This is a genomic window from Ruegeria sp. AM4 (assembly GCF_056540665.1).
Map to the genome: position 1 here is coordinate 25,629 of NZ_JBQFXD010000021.1, position 20,495 is coordinate 46,123.

Annotated in this window: 18 protein-coding genes; 5 read left to right on the forward strand and 13 right to left on the reverse strand. The window is 54.8% G+C overall.

The window, feature by feature from the left end; translation table 11 throughout:
- Positions 1-45: 45 nt before the first annotated feature.
- On the reverse strand, positions 46-1,389 hold the full coding sequence (locus tag ACR0JA_RS22855; protein ID WP_480580004.1) for an NAD(P)/FAD-dependent oxidoreductase: 1,344 nt from the start codon (positions 1,387-1,389) through the stop codon (positions 46-48).
- A gap of 96 nt (positions 1,390-1,485) precedes the next feature.
- Between ACR0JA_RS22855 and ACR0JA_RS22860 the strand changes: the two genes are divergently transcribed.
- Entirely contained in the window at positions 1,486-2,202 is a 717-nt protein-coding gene (locus ACR0JA_RS22860; protein ID WP_480580007.1) for a FadR/GntR family transcriptional regulator, read from the forward strand.
- 449 nt (positions 2,203-2,651) lie between these two features.
- Here the strand turns inward: ACR0JA_RS22860 and ACR0JA_RS22865 are convergent, their stop codons facing one another.
- On the reverse strand, positions 2,652-3,374 hold the full coding sequence (locus ACR0JA_RS22865) for a type 1 glutamine amidotransferase (protein WP_480580010.1): 723 nt from the start codon (positions 3,372-3,374) through the stop codon (positions 2,652-2,654).
- A gap of 243 nt (positions 3,375-3,617) precedes the next feature.
- Here ACR0JA_RS22865 and ACR0JA_RS22870 point away from each other — a divergent pair, with 243 nt between their 5' ends.
- Entirely contained in the window at positions 3,618-4,361 is a 744-nt protein-coding gene (locus ACR0JA_RS22870) for a DUF1194 domain-containing protein (protein ID WP_480580013.1), read from the forward strand.
- Positions 4,362-4,437: 76 nt separating this feature from the next.
- Here the strand turns inward: ACR0JA_RS22870 and ACR0JA_RS22875 are convergent, their stop codons facing one another.
- From ACR0JA_RS22875 to ACR0JA_RS22885, 3 genes are all read right to left on the reverse strand, one after another.
- Positions 4,438-5,010 (reverse strand): TetR/AcrR family transcriptional regulator, encoded by a 573-nt coding sequence (locus tag ACR0JA_RS22875; RefSeq protein ID WP_480580016.1) that lies wholly within the window; start codon positions 5,008-5,010, stop codon positions 4,438-4,440.
- On the reverse strand, positions 5,007-5,543 hold the full coding sequence (locus tag ACR0JA_RS22880; protein ID WP_480580019.1) for a dihydrofolate reductase family protein: 537 nt from the start codon (positions 5,541-5,543) through the stop codon (positions 5,007-5,009). Before ACR0JA_RS22880 ends, ACR0JA_RS22875 begins: the two co-directional genes overlap by 4 nt.
- Before the next feature lie 70 nt (positions 5,544-5,613).
- Entirely contained in the window at positions 5,614-6,486 is an 873-nt protein-coding gene (locus ACR0JA_RS22885) for a LysR substrate-binding domain-containing protein (protein WP_480580021.1), read from the reverse strand.
- Between the two features lie 106 nt (positions 6,487-6,592).
- On the opposite strand from ACR0JA_RS22885, the gene ACR0JA_RS22890 reads away from it, so the two are divergent.
- Both ACR0JA_RS22890 and ACR0JA_RS22895 read left to right on the forward strand, forming a co-directional pair.
- Positions 6,593-8,155, forward strand: a complete 1,563-nt coding sequence (locus ACR0JA_RS22890; protein WP_480580024.1) for a trimethylamine methyltransferase family protein — start codon at positions 6,593-6,595, stop codon at positions 8,153-8,155.
- A 12-nt stretch (positions 8,156-8,167) separates the two neighbouring features.
- Positions 8,168-9,259 carry an aminomethyl transferase family protein gene (locus ACR0JA_RS22895; RefSeq protein ID WP_480580026.1) on the forward strand — a complete coding sequence of 364 codons (1,092 nt, stop codon included), beginning with the start codon at positions 8,168-8,170 and terminating at the stop codon, positions 9,257-9,259.
- Positions 9,260-9,373: 114 nt separating this feature from the next.
- Here the strand turns inward: ACR0JA_RS22895 and ACR0JA_RS22900 are convergent, their stop codons facing one another.
- Genes ACR0JA_RS22900 through ACR0JA_RS22935 form a run of 8 tightly spaced genes read right to left on the reverse strand, consistent with a single transcriptional unit; the run spans position 9,374 to position 19,457 of the window.
- Positions 9,374-10,738 (reverse strand): aminotransferase, encoded by a 1,365-nt coding sequence (locus tag ACR0JA_RS22900; protein ID WP_480580029.1) that lies wholly within the window; start codon positions 10,736-10,738, stop codon positions 9,374-9,376.
- Positions 10,731-12,293 carry a trimethylamine methyltransferase family protein gene (locus ACR0JA_RS22905; RefSeq protein ID WP_480580032.1) on the reverse strand — a complete coding sequence of 521 codons (1,563 nt, stop codon included), beginning with the start codon at positions 12,291-12,293 and terminating at the stop codon, positions 10,731-10,733. The genes ACR0JA_RS22900 and ACR0JA_RS22905 overlap by 8 nt, the downstream gene beginning before the upstream one ends.
- On the reverse strand, positions 12,286-13,518 hold the full coding sequence (locus ACR0JA_RS22910; RefSeq protein WP_480580035.1) for an aromatic ring-hydroxylating oxygenase subunit alpha: 1,233 nt from the start codon (positions 13,516-13,518) through the stop codon (positions 12,286-12,288). The genes ACR0JA_RS22905 and ACR0JA_RS22910 overlap by 8 nt, the downstream gene beginning before the upstream one ends.
- Positions 13,518-15,578 carry an oxidoreductase gene (locus tag ACR0JA_RS22915; RefSeq protein WP_480580051.1) on the reverse strand — a complete coding sequence of 687 codons (2,061 nt, stop codon included), beginning with the start codon at positions 15,576-15,578 and terminating at the stop codon, positions 13,518-13,520. The genes ACR0JA_RS22910 and ACR0JA_RS22915 overlap by 1 nt, the downstream gene beginning before the upstream one ends.
- Positions 15,579-15,638: 60 nt before the next feature.
- Positions 15,639-16,700, reverse strand: a complete 1,062-nt coding sequence (locus tag ACR0JA_RS22920) for an extracellular solute-binding protein (protein WP_480580038.1) — start codon at positions 16,698-16,700, stop codon at positions 15,639-15,641.
- A 17-nt stretch (positions 16,701-16,717) separates the two neighbouring features.
- Positions 16,718-17,815 carry an ABC transporter ATP-binding protein gene (locus ACR0JA_RS22925; RefSeq protein WP_480580041.1) on the reverse strand — a complete coding sequence of 366 codons (1,098 nt, stop codon included), beginning with the start codon at positions 17,813-17,815 and terminating at the stop codon, positions 16,718-16,720.
- Positions 17,812-18,600 carry an ABC transporter permease gene (locus ACR0JA_RS22930; RefSeq protein WP_170465243.1) on the reverse strand — a complete coding sequence of 263 codons (789 nt, stop codon included), beginning with the start codon at positions 18,598-18,600 and terminating at the stop codon, positions 17,812-17,814. The genes ACR0JA_RS22925 and ACR0JA_RS22930 overlap by 4 nt, the downstream gene beginning before the upstream one ends.
- Positions 18,597-19,457 (reverse strand): ABC transporter permease, encoded by an 861-nt coding sequence (locus ACR0JA_RS22935; RefSeq protein ID WP_480580044.1) that lies wholly within the window; start codon positions 19,455-19,457, stop codon positions 18,597-18,599. The genes ACR0JA_RS22930 and ACR0JA_RS22935 overlap by 4 nt, the downstream gene beginning before the upstream one ends.
- 116 nt (positions 19,458-19,573) lie before the next feature.
- On the opposite strand from ACR0JA_RS22935, the gene ACR0JA_RS22940 reads away from it, so the two are divergent.
- Positions 19,574-20,227 carry a TetR family transcriptional regulator C-terminal domain-containing protein gene (locus tag ACR0JA_RS22940; RefSeq protein ID WP_480580047.1) on the forward strand — a complete coding sequence of 218 codons (654 nt, stop codon included), beginning with the start codon at positions 19,574-19,576 and terminating at the stop codon, positions 20,225-20,227.
- The last annotated feature ends 268 nt before the right edge of the window (positions 20,228-20,495 follow it).

Genomic DNA, 20,495 nt, shown 5'->3' on the forward strand with positions numbered 1-20,495 from the left:
TGACGGAGCACTCTTCCGGCGCTCTTCAATGCGAACTTGGTAATTCTAACTCCACGGATATGGGCTGTTGGATACGGGGTGCAGTTCACCCTTGGCGAACCGATCAAATCGGAACGGCTCCAGAAGTTCCTGTCGTTCTCCAAGCACTTCGTCCGCAATCAGGTGACCAACACCCAGCATTTTCCAACCGTGGTTGCTGTCGGCGATCACGGTGACGTTCTCCCGGAAATGGTCGAAAACCGGAAAGCTGTCCGCTGTGAAACAGCCAATCCCGCCGGATGCTTCCTTGTGGTACTTCGGCATCATACCTTCGTAGCGCGCCTGACAATGGGCCAGCGCACTGACCCACATATGCGCAAATTCGTGGCTCGAGACGAATTCGGGCGAAGACGGCCCATAAGGGTCGATCTGTACCTGATCGACCGGCGTATCCACCTTGTACGGGCTGGCGCCGCCCTGAATGCCGCCAAAATGCCAATCGGGCTTGTAGTAGATGCCCCACATCTCTTCGGTGATGATCAACCCATCGACAGTCGATTTCAGTGCCGCATCCGTGTCGACATGAATCACTGGCGCAAGGCTGCCATCATCGGCTCGCCCAATATCCGGGTCGATATCCAACACGCCTTCCTCAAGCTGCCAGAACCGCCACATGTCGATGCCTTCATGGACCTCGCCCTGCAGGTCTTTGACAGTGATCTGGCTGGGCAGGTCCAGCATCGACCAGAAATCACGCACCCACGGACCGGCCCCGATGATGACGCGCTCGCAGCTCAGACTGCCTTTGTTCGTTTCAACGGACCGGATCGCGCCCGAGCCGTTCATGGCTTCGAACCCCAAGACCTCTACCCCGGTGATGATCCGCACACCCAGCGCCTCGACCTTTTCGGCCAGCGCATACATCGTCTTGGTTTGATTAGAGAACCCACCGCGTTTTTCGTGCAGAACCGACGTGATGTTCTGCGCCTGCCAGTCGTCGAAATAGCCGCGCATATATGACGTGCAGGCGTTTTCGCCCTCGATGAAGACGCTTTCGTATCCGATTGCCTGCTGTTGCGCGTAAATCGACCCTACATCATCGCGCATGCTTTCGGACGAGATCTGCATGTACCCCACCGGATGGTACGACAATCCCTCCGGATCGGTTTCCCAGACGTCGACCGAATGGGCCATCAACCTGCGCATTGCTGGCTGAAAATAGTTGTTGCGCACCACGCCGCATGCAATTCCGGACGCCCCGGCAGCAATCCCGCTTTTGTCCAGAACGACGATGCGACCCTCAACAGTTTCGCCGCGCTCCTGTAATCTCTCAGCCAGCTTCCAAGCTGTGGATATGCCATGGATGCCAGCGCCGACGACTACGAAATCTGCGTGTTGAGGGAATGCCATGTGTTTCCTCGTCCGTGGATGTTGCGTAAAAGAAGAGCCGCACTGAAAACCAAAATCAACAACTTTTAATCCAAAAATTGCATTTTGGACCACTGAATGCTAAATTGGTTTAAAATTGGACTATTAAATGGATCAAAAATGGGAAGACGAAATTTCTCCGACGTTGCGTCGGAACTCAGGCGTTCGATCGAAGAAGGGGATTTCCAGCGATTCGAGCGCCTTCCACCATCGCGGCTATTGTCGGAAAGACTGGGAGTAGCTCGAAACACGCTGCGCGACGCGCTCTACCAGCTCGAAAAGGAAGGACTGTTGGAGACCCGTGCTGGCAGCGGCACGTACGTCACAGCCGCAAAACAGGATGTTGTTCCATCTGCAGTAGAAGAAGCCACCCCGTTAGAATTAATCGACGCGCGTTTCGCACTGGAACCGCATATCTGCCGTCTGAGCGTTCTACACGGCCGGCGAGAAGATTTCGAAGCGTTGGAAGCGCTTTGCACTCAAATGGAGGCGGCACAGAACGATCCCGTTGTATTTGCCGAGGCAGACACCGCATTTCACCGCAGGTTGGCCGCTTCGACAAGAAACAACTTGCTGATTTGGTTAATCAGTCAGATCAATACGGTGCGATCCTTGGATGAATGGACCCGCATGCGTCATCTCACACTCGAAGAAGAAATTATTCAACAATACAATGCCCAGCACCGCGAAGTTCTCAACGCCTTGCGCTCACGTGAACCCGAGCGCGCCGCCGTCAAAATGAAAGAGCATCTGGAAACTGCACGTTTGTCGCTAACGCGTGCGGCAGAAGCGTAGTGCGCTTGCCCAGTCCAGACCTTAGGTCTCTCGGCGCAGTCTGCGCCGGGGTGTTGAGCGCACTACCCGTTCCTACGCTGGCAAGTGACTGCGAGATAATCGAAGCGTTGAACCGCTTTGCCACTTCGGGTTCGGCACCCGAAGGCGCAGTTTGTGTAACCTATTTATCGTCTTCTTCGACAACCGGAGTCTCCTGTTACTGGAGCCACTCTTATAGGAGTCCTTCCGCGGAAGATCAGGCTTCGGCGATGTGGAGCACGCTGACGAAATGCAGAGATGGCAACCTTTTGAAGCCAGATGATCAGGTGAACCACCCCGACAGTTACGACCTGAGGCAGTGGGCGCATAGACAGGACTTGTATGCCGTTTCGGTCAAAGACAAGGCCAACAAAAATAGAACGTTAGTTTTCCTTCGTTTCGAGCCCGGCGAAGCCCCGCCTGCTGACTGATCACCGGGCCTGCGCAGAGGTCTGCATCCAATTGATGTAGAGTCGTTCCGCCATGGCATTGAACTCCGGAATAAGCTTCGAGACATCGGCTGCAAGACGCCCGGTGGCATTTGCGCCGAAAGCTTCATCCAATGCTGACCGGTACTCGGGGATTTCGGCCCAATTCGTCACAGTGTCTTGCTCTACTTCGATGTGGAATTGCGCAGAATAGGCACGCGTCCCCCATTTCATCGCTTGAACGGCGCAGTCTGGCGAAGTTGCAAGGCAAGTTGCCCCCGGAGGCATCTGCGTAACCTCCGCCGAATGCCATTGAAGACATGGAAAGCGATCAGGCAATCCATCCAGTATGACGCCAGAAGCTCCTTCCTCAGTTAGCTGAACGTCCATAACGCCGATCTCAGGTGTCTCAGATGGCCCCACGCTTCCGCCCAAGGCTTCGGCCAATAGCTGATGCCCCAGACACAAGCCTAGAAAAGGCAGACCTCTGACTTCTACGGCCTCGCGAATGAAAGCCTTTTCGTCTTTGAGCCATGGATAAGTGTCTTCCTGCCAAACGTCCATTGGCCCCCCCATAACCCACAGACCTTCGTATCCATCCAATGAAGGCAATTGTTGATTCTGATCCAGTTCGACCGCGTCATAGTCGTGACCATCTTCCCTGAGGAAGTCGCGGAAAACACCTGGATGCTCAACAGTCGCGTGCTGCAATACAAGAAGCTTCATAGCCCTTCCTTTTTCAGATCAACTTAATTGTAGAACGATTTTTTCCTGTTGCGAAAGGCCGCGTGTGTTGTCTACCAACTCAACAAGGGTCCTTCGGCCACAAACAAACAGCGACAAATACTACCTGTGGCTCGATGTCAAAACGAGTTTACGTACGTCAATACCTAGAGGCTTCAGAAAGACCAAAAAAAACCAGTCCATGCAAACTACTAGCTATTGAGCAAAAACCTGCGAAGATCGGGCATGCGTAGATTAACCATCCTGCTACTGTATTCATCGTTGCTGATGCCAGCGCTTGCACGAGCAGAACCGTGCCGACTAGCGCTTGTACTTGCGTTGGATGTATCTGGCTCCGTAGACGAAGTTGAATATTCGCAACAATTGAACGGTCTTTCCTACGCACTGAACAACGCCGAAGTACGGGCAGCTATTTTGAAGGACCCTGAAACCCCGGTTCACCTCGCAGTCTTTGAATGGAGTTCCCAGAATCATCAGTTTTTGATTCAACCTTGGACGATACTAGACAGTCAAAACGCAATCGACGCCGCTATTGATCGAATTCGGACGTATCGCAAGAAGCGCGCAGGCTTAAAGACGGCGCTTAGCACTGCACTATTGTTTGCAGGCGAACTTCTCGAAGAAAAGAAGGAGTGCTGGCAAAAGACCGTGGACGTGTCGGGAGATGGCAAAAACAACATAGGCCCACCTCCTAAGCGCGTTTACGAACTCAATATTTTTACGAACGTAACAGTAAATGCTCTGGTAGTGGGGGATCCGAAGCCAGAAAAAACGGGCGACGTGGGTGAATGGTTAACTCAAAATGAGCTTCAAAGATATTTTGAGCGTGAGGTTATCTATGGACGTGCAGCATTTGCAATGATTGCGAATGGTTACGAAGACTATGCTCAAGCGATGAAAAGAAAGCTACTAAGGGAAACCACCCTACCCGTTTTCGGTCAATGCGGATATCCGTTCCGGAAACGCTAGTGAACACTACAATCTGGTTCCGGGGGATGCTTAAAGGTTGTTCCGGCGCACTGCGCGGATGCGTTTGTTCTTCATGTTAGATCGCCTCGTCCATTCCGGCCGCCTGACCCAAAACCCAGTCAATGGCGCGCAAAAAGTCGTCGATTGTCAGGGGATTGTTTTCTCCGCTGGAGGCCGAAAGCACGAAGCCATGAGCATAGTCGATCAGCAGGTGAACCAGCACATCTCCGCCATCGCTGTTCTCCAGTTGGTCCGTACAGGCCTTCAATTCCGCCGCAACACGGACAAGGTCCTCGCTCATGAGTGTAACGTCGTTGAGGATCGCGCGCAGAAGATTGGCGTTCTTCAACGCATATCCGTAGTAGTTCGCCAGTATGCTGCGGGCCCGTTTGACCGGGGGCGTTTCTTCAATGCCGTCCACGACCCCCCTGAATGCATCCTCCACCAGATCGGTCAAAAGCTGCTTCTTGCTGCCAACGTGATATGTGACTGCCATCGGGCTAACACCCAGCTGATCGGCAAGCACACGGAATGACAGCGCATCGACACCGCCTTTCTGAACGATTGGCAGCGCCGTCCCCAGGATCACTTGCTTTGACAGGTGTTGCGACGATTTTGTCGGTCGTCCAACGGACGCAACCTTGGTCATCGTTTCACCTTGTATTCAAGGTCCACCAGCCCGGACGGGAAGGCGGTCGATGACACCAGCTCCAGATCAATGTCCGTGTCATTGGAACCAAATATCCGGATGCCGTCGCCAAGAAGGATCGGCACGATGGATATTTTCATATCCTCGATAAGCCCCGCCTGGATAAAGGACCGAATAATCGCGCCGCCATCGACATATGCCTGTTTCAAACCGCGCTTTTCCAACGAGTCCAGCAGGGATTTGGGCGCAAGTGTCGAAACCTCGACCTTGCCGCGCAGATCCTCCCGAATGTCTTCATCAGTCATAGTGCGGCTCATCACGATGCAGGGGATGGTGTATGGCCACTCCCCGAACCCTAAAACCGTGCGAAACGATCCCGACCCCATGACGATCGCGTCCATCCGGTCCTGAAACGCGGCAAAGCCGTGATCTTCATCTTGCGTCGCTTGCTTATTCAACCAGTCAAGCGCGTGGTCGGGTCTCGCAACAAATCCATCGAGGCTCATGGCCATCATGATGTGCCCGGTTGTCATATCCGTGTCTCCATGAATCGTATTTATACAGCGTATAAATATTAAGTCGATGATGTTCAAGCAGACGAGGTCAGGATTGGCTGGTCAACCATTCCGAGAAGGCGGCCACGGCCTCCGTCGCAACAGTGTTTTGTGGCTGAACCAGAAAGTACCCGTAGTCGGGTAGTTCAATATCAGACAACCGGAACAGCAGTTGCGCCTCCAGGTCGGCCGACACAAGGTCATCCATCAAGGCGATGCCCTGCCCGTCGATGACGGCTTGCACCCGGACATTGGGGTCAGGAACGATCAACACATCCTGCCGCGATTGCTGGGGCAGATGTGCGGCGGTCAGCCAATCGGACCAGGCGTTGCTGTCATCGCGATCTCTGAGCAAGGTGAGTTGTGATATGGCAACGTCCATTCCCAATTCCTCAACCATTCGGGCTGTGGAGGCGTTTCCTACGGGATAGGGCGGCATCGGCATGAAGGGCGTCAAACTGCCGTGACTGAACTCGCCGTTTCCCCATCTGATCGCCAGATCAACATCCGGAATCTCGTGATCAGAGAATTCGATCATCGGCTGAATACGCAGCTGCACGTCCGGGTGGCGCTGCATAAAGGTCATCAGACGCGGGGATAGCCATCGCGCTGCGAAGTAGGTCGATACTCCGACGGTAAGGGATCGCGATACGCGCCCCCTCATCTCCAGAATGTCAGCTTCGATTTCCTGATAACGGGTCTGGCAAGCCGCCAGAAGCTTCAACCCTTCATCCGTCAGGGTAACGCCGCGTGTCGTGCGGCGGAATAGTGCCATCCCCAGATCAGCTTCAAGCGTCTTGATCTGATAGCTAATCGCACCCTTGGTCATGTTCAGCGCTGCGGCAGCGTCTGAGAAACTGGAATGCCGGGCAATCTCGGCGAACAATCTAAGCAGGTCATGATGGCGAAAGTGTTGGCGCATACCAATCTAGTACAAAATTTTTGAACGCGATGGCCAGAAAATTTCGATTTCCAAGCGGGAAAAAACACCAATCCTTTCAGGGAACAAATGAAACGGAGTTTCGCGTTTGGGTGCTTTGAACACCACCACGGACATCTCGAAACCGGCAGTGCGCCGAAGCCGCTCCCGTCGTGATCGACCCTCATATGGTGACACGATTTCTCCAGGCGCTCCGTTCTCGACGCGAAAGATACCTGCATACGAATTGCTGAACGACGCGGCCTTGGCACGGATCGAAGACCAGGCGGACTGGATTCTTACAAAGATAGGCGTCGAGTTCCGGGGCGATCATGAGGCGCTCGAATTGTTTGCCGCGTCCGGTGCGCAAGTCGATGGTGAGCGAGTCAGGTTTGAGCCTGGACATGCGCGCAATATTTGCGCCTCAGCTCCGTCCGAGTTCAAGCTGCACAGTCGGGACCCTGCCAGAACCGCGACCCTTGGCGGAGACAATATTGTCCTGATGCCGGGATACGGGTCGCCTTTTGTCAGTGATCTGATCAATGGCAGGCGATACGCCACGCTGGAAGATTTCCAGAACTTCGTAAAACTCACATACAGCTCCCCTGCCCTGCATCATTCCGGAGGAACCGTTGTTGAGCCAACGGATGGGCCCGTGAACAAACGGCATCTGGACATGATGCTTGCCCACCTGACCCTGTCGACCAAACCCTTTATGGGGTCCGTCACTGCGCCAGAACGCGCACAGGACAGCATCGACATGGCGCGACTGGTCTTTGGACGCGACTTTATGGAACGCAATGCGGTGATGCAGGCCAATATCAACGTCAACTCTCCGCTTGTGTTTGATGACACCATGTCCTCCGCGCTCCGCATCTATGCCAAAGCAAACCAATGCGTGTGCGTCTCTCCGGCGATTTTCGCCGGGGCCATGGGGCCGCTCTCGCCGGCAGCCGTCGCCGCGCAGACGCTGGCTGAAGCCATGGTCGGTATCGCCCTGGCCCAACTTGCGCGACCCGGTTGTCCGGTTGTCATGGGGTCGTTTCATTCCAGCATGAACCTACGCACGGGTGCGCTGACCTTTGGATCAGCAGAAGCGAACATGGTCACCATGGCGCTGGCACAATTGGGGCGCAGGCTCCGCGTTCCGGTGCGCTCTGGCGGTGGACAGATCACCGCGTCCAACGCGCCGGACGGACAAGCGATGCAGGACAGTACGGGGGCCATGTGGTCCACCCTTCTGTCCGGCGCGCATCAGGTCTGGCACGCGGCCGGCTGGCTCGAAGGTGGGTTGGTCATGTCCTATGAGAAGTTCATCATGGACGTCGACCATTGTGGCGCAATGCTGAAACTGCTGCAGGGTTTTGACACGGGCGATGAAGCCTTTGGCCGCGATGCCTATCTCGAAACCGGCCCGGGCGAGAATTTCCTCTCCACCAGTCACACGCTGCGCCACTACAGATCGGCAAATTTTGAACCGCAAATCCCGGATGCCGGCCCTTTCGAGACCTGGACAGAGAACGGCGCGCTCACGTCAGACCAACGCGCTACGACGCGGTGGCGCCAGATGCTGGACGACTATCAACAGCCAGAAATGAGCCCCGGCACCCAAACCGCGCTCGAAGACTTCGTGTCCGAACGCAAGGCAAGCATGTCGGACGAATGGTACTAGAAAGGAAGACCCATGACCGAAGAACTTAGCCGCACATCCGCCCTTGCATCGCGCCATACCGCGCTTGGCTCTGGGTTGGAGGACTGGAACGGCATGGGTACGGCCTGGACCTATAACTCGGATCCCAATGATGAGCACGATGCGGTCCGTGAACGGGCCGGTATGTTCGACATGTCTCCCCTGAAGAAAGTGCTCGTGCGAGGCCCTGAAGCTCAGGCAGTGCTGGACCATCTGACCACGCGCGATCTGACCAAAGTAGGACCAGGCAAGGCTGCCTACCTCTGCGTTCTGACCGATGACGGCGGGATCGCCGACGATGCGATCGTGTCGAACAATGGTGGCAACGAATGGATGATCGTGCACGGCTCCGGCGACACCATGGCGCTGCTGGAAGCCTCGGCGGCAGGGCGTGACGTTCAGATCGAATTTACCGACGAACTGCATGACCTGTCGGTGCAGGGCCCTGCCTCTCTGGAGATCCTGAGCGCCCACACGGATATCGACCTGGCCGAACTGGCTTATTTCGAACACGCGCCAGCGGTTCTGTTCGGTCATCCCTGCCGTATCTCACGCACGGGCTATTCCGGCGAACGCGGCTATGAGATTTTCGCAGATGGAACAGTGATTACGGATATCTGGGACAAGCTCGTGCAGGAGGGCGTTGTGCCCTGTTCCTTTACCGCTCTGGACAAGGTGCGGATCGAAGCCGGGCTCTTGTTTTACGGCTATGACATGACCGAGGACAACACCCCATGGGAGGTCGGCCTCGGCTTCACCGTCAGCAGCACCAAGGCCGACTATCGTGGCAAAGCGGCTGCCCTGGCTGCGAAGGGAAAGGAGAAGATCGACAATGTGTGCCTGGACATAGATCACCCCGACATGGTCGCCGGTGGTGAAACGCTTTCGCTGGGCGGCCAAACTGTCGGCGTGATCAACAGTCCCTGCTACTCACACCGGATGGGAAAATCGCTTGCCCTTGCGCATGTTGTTCCCGGACTGACAGCTGGAACTACCCTGGCCGTGTCAGGCGACGGCCTGAATACGCAAACAACCATCGCAGCAAACCCCATCTACGATCCAAAGAAACTGCGAACGCACGAATAGAGGGGTCGTTGCCAGTTGCTGTAGAGCGCGGCCCAAAGGAGACATTTAGAACGGAACCCAAATGCTGCAGAGGCATCTCGTTCTGTGGACATTCGCAACCGTTGTGCCTGCTCTTCATTGGTCACTGATTCCAAAAAGCCACGTTCTTGTCGCTTCAAGCCCTTCGCGCAAGACAGAAAACACTTTCTTAATTTCACTTTCGCTAATGATAAGTGGCGGCGAAAGAACGCACATATTGATCACAGGTCGAACCAATAACCCACGTTTTTGGCATTCAATATCGATCTGGCCACCAATCTCGTAGTCGCGTCCCAAATCGCTCTGAGGATCACCATCAACCGAGCATTGAACGCACCCCATCAAACCCATCCCGCGCACATCGGCAACGATGTCAACGTGACGCAATTGCTGCAGTTGATCTTGAAATTTCGGAGCGACTTTTCGAACGTGTTCGAGTAGCTTTTCTCGTTCAAAAATCTCCATGCTTTTCAATCCGGCGGCCGCGCTAACTGGGTGACCAGAATAGGTGTAGCCATTTGAGAAGGTTGCACCTTTTCCTGCAACGTCTGCGATCAATCGGTCAGAGATTATCGCGGCGCCCATCGGCGCGTACCCAGAGGTCATTCCTTTGGCACAAGTGATTATGTCCGGTTGAATGCCGAAAACGGCCTCTGACGAAAACCAATGACCCAATCGCCCGAAAGCTGTCACCACTTCGTCGGAGATATACAGAACATCATACTTCCTGCAGATGTTTAAACAGCCTTCGTGATATCCTTTTGGCGGCACGATCACGCCACCAGACGCCAGGACCGGTTCAGCGATAAAAGCGGCAACATTTTCTGGACCAAGTGCCACAATGGCATTTTCAAGATCGGAAACTTTCTCGTTCAGAAAGCTCACTTCGCTTTGACCAGGTGCGCGGTAGAGCGGATTCACGTCCGGCAGGAAATGTGCGAGGTCATCGGCCTTGTCGAGCCAAAGCCTGTCACGCTCTTTTCCACTGACGCTGGCCGCCAAGTAGGTGCTTCCATGATAGGCCTTTTGCCTTGAAATGATTTTCTTTTTCTCGGGACGACCCATAAGATTGTTTCGAAAATGGACAAATCGGATAGCCGTATCCACCGCAGTGGAACCACCGGTGGTAAAAAAGACATTGTTCAAATCGCCCGGCGCACGTTTGGCGATTTCGCGTGCGAACCAGGCAGCGGTCGAGTTGGCGTTGTTGAAGGGCGAGAAATAGGCAAGGTTACGCGCTTGCTCAGCCATGGCCTCGGCCATCTCCTCTCGTCCATAACCGATCTGGGTGCACCACATGCCTCCCGGCCCGTCGATCAAGCGTTCGCCTTGTTCGTTCACCACATGGATGCCGCTGGCACCTTCGATAAATGTCCGGTCGTTCTCGCGCAAAGTTGCCATCCCTTCCCACGGGTGAAGGAAGTGATCGTTGTCCCATTGCTTGGCGTTAGTATTATCCACGGCGGGCCATGCTTTCTACGCTCATCACAATTGGGAACTCTTCACGAACCTGAGCGTCTGAGGCACCGAAGTAGTTGGGGAAATGGTTGTCGAGAATGGAATTGGCCTTGTCACGGGCACGGTCCAGCAAATCTGTTTTGCCTTCGTTTTCCCATGTATCTGTACGCTCACGATCCATAAGCCGCGGGTAGACGAATTCGCTGTTCATATAGTTCAGCGTGTGCGGGTTGCCGAGGAAATGACCAGGGTCGATGGCGCACTGGTGGATCACATCCACTGCCATGGTTTCATCCGTTACCTCTATCCCGCGCAACGATCGCAGGATCATACCGCCCGCTTCGTCATCGATAACCATGCTTTCAAAACTGCATCCCATCAGGCTGCCGATCATACCACCGAACTCGCATAGGCGATTGGCTCCGGCATGAGCGGCAAGCGTGAAGGTCAGCGCCTTTTCCAATCCGTATTGCGCGTCGGGTATTTTGGCATCCGTCATGCCTGCACCAACGGATGTGGGAAGACCGTAGAAATTGCCCATCTGAATGGCTGCCGCCCCTATGAGAGCCTGTTCACCGCTGCCGCCGGTAAACGACCCGCTGCGCAGATCGGTGATAAATGGCCAGGCAGCAAAGCAGATAGGACAACCTGGTGTGATGAGGTTCACGATCGCAACACAGGCCAACGTTTCGGCCACGGTCTGAACCAGTGTTCCCGCAAGCGTCGCGGGGGCTGTGGCCCCGGCCTGCGGAGGTACAGCCAGATCGACTGTCAGGCCAAGTTTGGCGGTATCAATCAGGATCTCCATATTTTCCTTGCCGATCCGCAGCGGCGAAACCATGGGACAGCCGCCAAAAATGACGCTTGGCTTTTTCATAAAAGCCCCCTCGCCACCCTGAGCCAAATCAAACATGCGGATGGCATGCGGAATATGACTGCGGTCGCGAAAGGTCAGACAGGCAGGCTTTTGGCTACCTGCGAGCATTGCATATATGGTGTTCATATCGTGGGCGAAATCATCGGTCACATCCGTGGCCAAGACTGTGTCGCCCAACATATGGATGTTGTCCAATCGATCCACCAGACGGGTAAAGTCATAGACATCACGCAGGACCGATGGGCGATAGGACTTGGTGTGCGAGTCAAAGGTCGTGACGGCGGTGCCAGAGTTGGCGAAATAGACACTCTCGGCCGAGCAATGCATGTCGTCTTTGCCTTCACGCTCACCGCGGGCATAGACGTAAAACTCCTTGGCAGCGCCAGCCAGGATGTCTTCCATCAGCGCGCGTGGGAAGCACAGCCGATTGAGGTCATTCATAACCGCGCCATTGGGAAGCACCAGATCAAGCAGTTCCGGGAAATGGTCGGTAACGCCGGTGTTTTCCAGAACGGTCAGGGCAGCTTGGTGGATGTTCTCCATATCTGATTGGGTCAACGGCTTATAGCGCCCGCCGCTTAGGCCTCCACGTACCGCCTCATTGCCAGTGGTTGCCTGTTGAACCTTGATGCGCGCGGCGCGCCCGCCGCCGCCTCGACGGCGTGATTTCGCCTCAGCCATGACCGGACATCCTTTGTTCTGGTTCCGGGCTGATCATGTCGAAATAGAAATCGTAGAAGTCCTGGATCGAGGTTTCCATCTCGCCCAAGGGGCCCGGTTGGAAGTATTGAGAATTTACGCCGGACTGGTTGTGGCGAATGATACGTTCGTCATCCAATGAGGTGACATGCCAAAGCCAGGTCAGGTCTTCTTTGTCGTAGTCTTGGCCTTCTTCGGCGTCAGCGCGAACCATCCAGACCACCTGAATGTCGGTTTCCTGCAGGCCACGTGGAATGAAACGGTAGCCGACCATGTGATCCGAATAAATCAGGAACCAATTCAATGGACCAATATCAAAGTCAGTTGCACCACCGTCGAAGCCTTTCAGCGTACCAAGCAATGGGGCAAGTGCCTCGCCCGATTTGCTGCCGGTTTTGTAGCTTTGGTAAAGTGGGTAGCGCCGATAGTACCCGCTGGTGAATGGGGTGGGCGCCACGTCGCCGACAAGCGCCAATTCATCAGGTAATAGGCCAACTTCCACCGCCCTTGCCTTTAGCGGTTCGATCAAGCCAACCATGTCTTGCGGCGATTTCAGGCTATGGGAGCGAGAGTATTCTTTGTGCGCTGGTCCGCAGTGGTAGCATTCGAGATAGTTCTCAACCGCTAGCTTCCAATTCGCAGGAACGGGAAATGACTCCGTATGCGCAACTTTCAGATCGTCCAAACCATAGGGTTCGACCAGAGGCGCAAGTTGGCTGAGAACTGGATCAAGTGATGGGGTGTTTGCATCAGCACAGACAAAGATCAGGCCATTGAAGACATTCACCTGAACGGGAAAGAGCCCGAATTCGGATGGGTCAAAGTGTTCTCCCATGTTCTGGCCCGCACGAAGTTTTCCCGACAGCTCATATGTCCAGGCGTGATACGGGCAAACAAGAACACGGGCGTTGCCCGACTGTTCAGTGCAGACGCGAGATCCACGATGGCGACAGACGTTCAAATGAGCGCGAACTTCGCCCTCACGATCGCGGACAATGATGATGCTCTCCGGGCCATAGTCAAACAGGAAATAGTCACCGGGGTTTGGGATTTGGCTGGCATGCCCAGCCCAAAGCCAGTTGCGGTTCCAGACCTGGGCGATGTCATAATTATAGATGTCTTGCGAGGTATAGAAACCGCGCGGTAAGGCGTGGCCGTACTGGTGCGATGCTATCAACGCATCCAACTCAAACGGTCGGCTGTTCATCACGTTTCCTCCAAATCGATTATCTCGCGGCGAAACCAGTCCTTGTCTGCTTCTGCCTCGGGGCGTTCAAAGTCGCGGGCGGCACGGTGACCTGCGAAGACTGCGTCGACGATCAGTCCCGGAGAAGCGGCATCGCCAATAAGTTCAAGGGTCTTCAACCCGAGACCGCGCAAGCTGTCATAAAGCGCTGTCTCTCGATGGCGCTCGGTGACCAGAATTGTCGAGGCACACGGAATATCCGTTTCGCGACCGGTAAAGGCACAACCGATGCGCGCCATGCCACCTTCAACCGCCGTCAGCACCTGATTGCAGCGAATGTCGATGCCTAGCTCGATCAGACGGGCCTGAATACGCGGCTGCTCCAAAGTATTGACGGCGTAAGCCGAGACCAAACTCTCCGGCGTGACAAAAGCCACCTGGTATCCTGCGGTTGCCAGTTTTTCGGCGATCACCCCTGCCAGATAGATGTGGTCATCATCATAGATCGTCACCGGCCCATCCGGAGGCAGAAGACCGTTCATGATGTCATCAGGCGTCAACACTTTGGCGCTTTGCTCGATCTGAGGCATACGGCGTTGTGTGCTACGGCCGATGCCGTCGGTGCGCCAATGGCTGCCGGTGGCCACAAAGACGTGTTCGACGCCTAGCTCTGCCACCTGATCGCCATTTAGCCTGCTGTCAGTGAACAACTGAACGTTGCCGCGCTGCTTTAGGTCATTCAGGCGGTAGTCGACGACGCGGGAACAAGCTGCGAGGCCGGGAAGTTTGCTTTCCTTCGCAACCCGCCCGCCCAATTCGGCTGACGCCTCGGCCAAGGTCACTTGATATCCTCGCCTTGCCAACTGCGTAGCGCATTCAAGACCTGCAGGGCCACCGCCAATGACCAAAGTATCCGCGTTACTCTTCTTCGGCGCGATGATCTCGGGGTGCCAACCGCGCCGCCATTCCTCGCCCATAGTGGGGTTTTGAGTGCAGCGGATCGGGATGCCCAGATTGTCGGATGAAACGCAAATATTGCAGCCGATGCATTCGCGGATTTCGTCAATGCGGCCCTCTTCAATCTTTTTCGGAATGAATGGGTCCGCGATGGAAGGTCGTGCGGCTCCGATGAGGTCGACAATACCCTTTTTGACCATCGACAGCATCATGTCGGGGGATGTCAGGCGCCCGACACCTACCACAGGTTTCCGGGTGATCTGTTTGACGTGTGACAGAAACGCGTTCTGATATCCGTCTTCTGGCTGAAAACGGGTCGTCGCACTGTCATTGGACCAGTCGGCTACATTCACATCCCAGAGATCCGGAAGGTCAGACAAAAGCTCGACCACGGCGCGGCCTTCTTCCGCGGCCTGCATGCCGCTGACGCCCATCATCTCGTCAATGGCAAAGCGGAACGCCACGGCGCAGCTGTCACCCACCGCTTCGTGAGTATCCTCCAGCAATTCGCGTGTCAGACGTACCCGATTTTCAAGTGACCCGCCGTATTCATCGCTACGCTGGTTCATATGCGGCAACATAAAATGCTGCGCCAATGTCATGTTGTGTCCGGCATAGATGTAAATGATGTCGAACCCGGCATCTTTAGCGCGCATGGCGGCGTCGCGGTGCCAACGGCGGAACTCCCGAATATCGGACTTATCCATGGCCTGCGCCTGCTTGGGCTGCGTCGTGTCGACGGACATCTCGGAAGGCGCAAGAACCGGCGCGCGGGTAAGCAGGTTCTGCGCATGGTTGCCATTGTGCACCAGCTGGATGGCCGCCAGCGCCCCATGCGCGTGTACCGCATCCGTCATCAACCGCAACGCGGGCACATCGCGACCGTCCCATATCCGTCCCTCGGCATAAGGAGACAAGTCTGAGGTTGGGTGGATCTCAGTTTCCTGATTTGAAACCACCGCCCACCCGCCTTCGGCTTTCATCCCGCGAACGGCAGCATCCGCCCGTGGACGGAGGTGCCCCAGCCCAGTGCAATGGGGCACCTGATAGAAGCGGTTCCTGGCTGTCACCGGACCGATCTGGACCGGTTCAAAAAGCAGAGCATATGGGTTCGCGTCCAACATGTTCACGCGTTTTCCTGTATTTGGGATCCGGAACCGAAAGGCCCCGGAAATGGAGTTGTGTCAGAAGCCGGCTTTGATCCGTTCAAATTCAGACAGCATTTTCGCCTCAAGCTCGGGATTCACCGCATCAAAGAACAAGCTGCCTTCGAAGAAGCTTTTTGGATCCGAGAACCCATAGGCTTCGATGTTGGCTTGATCGGCTATTTCGAACGCTTTTGCGTTGGAATGTGGGTAGCCCCAATTGTCGATGATGTACTGGCCGCTGGCAGGATCGGAGAGCGCGTTCAACAGATCGTAGACCTGATCGACAGGTGTCGTCGAAGATTTCAGATGCACGTAGCCACACGCCCAGGTCGCGATACCTTTGTCGACGTCTCGCATCATGGCGGCAGGCACTTCGTTCCAGATCAGGTTCAGTTCGGACTGGTTCCAGGCCCAGCCCAGTTCGATCTCACCACTGGTCATGGCCTGATCGAACTGACCCGCATCTGACCAGTAAAAGCGCATGTTCGGGTGGATCGAGCGCAGGAAATCAGATGCTTCCTTGAACTGTTCGTCACTCAGATTCGTGTAATTGTCGGCATTTCCAGTAGCCAGCGCTGCCAAGGCATATGCAGACGATGCGGCATCCGGGATGGCGATCTTGCCCGCATAGGCCGGATCAGCCAGCAGTTGCAGCGAGATGTCATCGCCGGAGATTTTGTCGGTGCGATAGATAAGGCCCGTGTTCCCCCACTCGAACGGCAACATGTAAAGCTGGCCGTCCAGAACGATGGCGTCAACTTCCTTGATCTCGGGCAGCACATCGGCCCAATTTGTCAGCTTGCTTTCGTCCAGCGGTTGGATCAAATCGGCTGCGACCCATTTCCGGACCGCGTCGGAACAAGGATGCGCCAGATCAGCTGTGAAACCCGAACTTAGTTTCGTAAAGGCTTCCTCCTGACTCCCGAAATAAGAATAGCTTGGCGCCTCATTCCCGTACTTTTCCATGTAGCTGGCAAAGAACCCGGGATCTTCATATCCCGACCAGTCAAAAACCGTAAGATCAGCGCCATTGGCACTGGCACTTCCCGTACAAATCGCCGTCGCACATGCGAAGGCCGCAATTCTCTTAAGTTTCATTCTATCCTCCCACTGTTTTACTTTGTGTCTGTTCCAAGATCGATCACGCTGGCCCCCTGAAGCCCCAGCCAAACTACGTCTCCGCGCTTGAAATCGACCGTGTGAAAATAGTTCGGAACCGATACCGAGATTGGTTTCTCAGCTCCCGCCACTTGAATGTGGTAGTGAATGTTCTCGCCATAGAAGGCGACGTTGCTGACAGTGCCTTGGACCGTTGACGGGTAGTCTTCGGGCTTTTCAGCAGAGATTTCCAATTGTTCCGGGCGAATACCGATGTTCATGTCTTTACTGCTGGTTACAACGTTGGGATTTTTCTCGATCTCAATCCGCCCGAAGGCGGCTGCGTCGATCGACAACATATCGCCGGTTTCACCCAGCAACTGAGCATGCAGTATGTTCATTTCACCGATGAAACTGGCCACTTGCTGATCACAAGGACGGGCATAAAGCGTGGTTGGTGTGTCCACCTGCTTGAGCCGTCCGTTAAACATCACGCCAATACGATCTGACATGGTCATCGCCTCATATTGGTCGTGTGTGACCATCACAAAGGTGATACCAAGCGATTGCTGCAAATTGCGCATTTCAAACTGCATCTGTTCGCGCAACTTCTTGTCGAGCGCCGACAAGGGCTCATCCAGCAACAACACTTTGGGTCGCATGATCAGCGCACGGGCGAGCGCCACCCTTTGCCGTTGCCCACCCGACAATTCACTTGCGCCGCGATCCTGAAGGCCGCCCAGCTCGACCATTTCTAGGGCTTCGGCTACGCGCTGGTCGATCTCAGCCTTGGGTGCCTTGCCCCGTAGTCCATAGGCCACGTTGTTCCCGACGTTCAAGTGCGGGAAGATGGCGTAGCTTTGAAAGACCATGTTTGTTGGCCGGTTGTTGGCTGGGACACCTTCCATATCCTGACCATCGATCAGCACGGTGCCCTCGGTCGGTTCCTGGAATCCCGCGATCATCCGCAATACCGTGGTTTTGCCACATCCCGATGGGCCGAGGAGTGAGAAAAACTCGCCCTCTTTGAGATCGAGATTGATCCCGCTAGCCGCTAGGAAAGTGCCATAGCGTTTCTCGACGCCCCTGAGTTCTATGATATTTCTGACTGTCATCGGACCTCTGATGCAGATGAGCGGCGGCGGAAATACTCGGCCAATACCAAAAGCAGAACCGAGGTGAGCAGCAGGATGGAGCCAAGCGCCAGCACATTGGGAAGCTTGGCGGGGAAACGGATTTGGCTCCAGATATAGACCGGGAGGGTCGGCTGGTTGCCTGACAGGAAAAAGGCTAGGACGAACTCATCGAAGCTGACCGTAAAAGTGACCAGCATACTGGCTACGATACCGGGGGAAACGACTGGCAGCGTCACGCGGCGGAAGGTTTCGAACACGCCGACGCCCAGATCGTAAGATGCCTCTTCCAGCGACGCGTCAAAGTCATCAAAGGCAGATTTCAAGATCGAAACTGAAAACGGTAAGGCGAGGAACGTATGGCCCAGAACAACGGTCAGCAAAGACGGTTTGAGACCGAGAAACAGAAACAGGACCAGCATTGACGAGGCCACGATAATACCCGGAATAACCAAAGGCAGCATCACCAGCCCTTCAGCCGCACGCTGACCCCTAAACCGATAGCGAACAAAGGCGCGAGCAGCAAAGAGCCCCATAGCCGTGGATAGAATTGCGACGACCGTGCCGACGCCAAGCGAATTCCAAAGGGCCTGGATCAACGTATCCTGTTCGCCCAGCTTGCGATACCAGTCCAGCGTCCAACCCTTGATCGGAAAGGCAACGATTGTGCCGCTGTTGAACGAGAACAACGGCAGGAAAAGGACCGGCAGGTACAAAAATACCAAGTAGAGGAAAGCGTAAGCTGTCAGGGTTGAAGGACGTCTCATTTGATCCGCCTCCCAAGCCGGGTGGCGGTAATGACAAACACGATGGCGACAAAACCAACCGACAGCATTGCGATCAGTGACAGCGTGGCACCGAGGGGCCAGTTGTTGGCGGCACCGAACTGCACCTGAATAAGATTAGCGATCATCTTCCCGTCCGATCCGCCGACCAGTGCCGGGGTCACATAGTCTCCGACAGTGGGGATGAAGATGATCAGGCAAGCGGCAATAATTCCCGGTATCGTCAGCGGCAACGTCACCCGCATGAAGCGTTGCAAAGGGCTGTTGCCGAGGTCGGTGGCGGCCTCCAACAGGCTCGGATCGATCTTCTGCAACGAGACATAGATCGGCAGGATCGCAAAAGGTGCCCAGGCGTGGGCAAGCGTCAGTACGACAGCGAATTCATTATAGAGCAAGAAGTCGAGCGGTTCGTCGATCAGACCAAGCATCAGCAGTGCAGAATTCATCACCCCGTTGAACCCAAGGATGAGTTTCCAAGCAAACACACGCAACAGATAGCTGGACCAGAACGGAATGGTGATGAGCAGAAGCCAGATGGTCTTTTTCCGGGCCTTCATCGCGATGAAATAAGCGATGGGATATGCCAGTGCGACAGTGACTACCGTAACTGCTCCGGCAATCCAGATCGACCTTAGCATCAAGTGTCGAACCAGCGGATCAGCAAAAGCCTCGTTATAGTTTTTCAGCGTCGGTGTCTTGTCGAGCGTTACGTAGGTTTGGGTCCAGAAAGAATAGGCAATCAAGATCACTAAAGGCGCTGCCACCAGAAACCCCACGTAAGCCGTGGCCGGTGCGCTAAGGGTAAAACCCCGGGACGCTTCGCTGCGAAATATCACCATATCCCCTTCTTGGAATTACGAGCCACTAATGGACGATCGTCCATTTAATGTTGCGCCAGAAAGGCCTTTCGTGTCAATCTTCCTGTGAACCGCCCAAATTAGAAGACCCTAAGCCAATGGAATCATTGAATAGAGCGACAGAATTCAAAGGACGAAAGCGTAGTTCGAAGCGTGACCCAGAGGCCAATCGGCAGCTTCTGATCATGGCAACTTTGGACACTATTGCTGATATTGGAGTTACCGATACGTCGGTCAGCCGCATCTGCGAGCGTTCCGGTTTATCACGCGGAATGATCCATTTGCATTTTGGTGGGAAAGACAATTTGTTGACGGCGGCAGCCCAACATTTCAGCACCCAGTATTATGCTGAGATGGACAGATTGACCGATCTAGGCTTGGATGCATCGCCTGAAGACCGAGTGATGGCTGTTGTCGAGGCAGATCTGTCCGAAGCTTTGCTGAATCCAAGAAGCACGAAAATCTGGCATGCTTTCCGAGGTATCGCAAGCTCACACCCAGGCATTGCTCGGTACAGCAGCACTCAGGATCACAGACTTGTTGAAACCTTGCGGCTTGCGTTCTTGGAGATAGCGCAACAAACCGGGCGTGACCCAAACTTGGTGGACGACGCCGCCAGCGGAACGCTGGCATTGCTGGAAGGTATGTGGGTAAACTACCTTACTGATATGCAGGGTTTTTCGCGACGTCGCTCTGTCGATCTAATAAGAAGGTTCTTAGGCGGGCTTTTCCCCGGAAAGTTCAAATTGTGAGCCTTGGCGACGCTTAAATCTTAGCTAGATACGAAGCCTCTTCTTGGATAGCCGACCATTGGTTTTGGCGGGCCTCCTCGCTCCTAAGTGTTATCCACCCTGCCTTTGACAAAATTCAATGTCTGCTTTGTGCTGGAGAAAGCTCCCCATTGCAGATGCAGCGAAATTTCGATTTCCGCCGATTCCGTTGAAAAACAATGTTTTGCTGACGCAGAAAGTGGTCATCCGAACAGAGTGCGAGCGCCTTTTTATCAGACTTTTCGCGTTT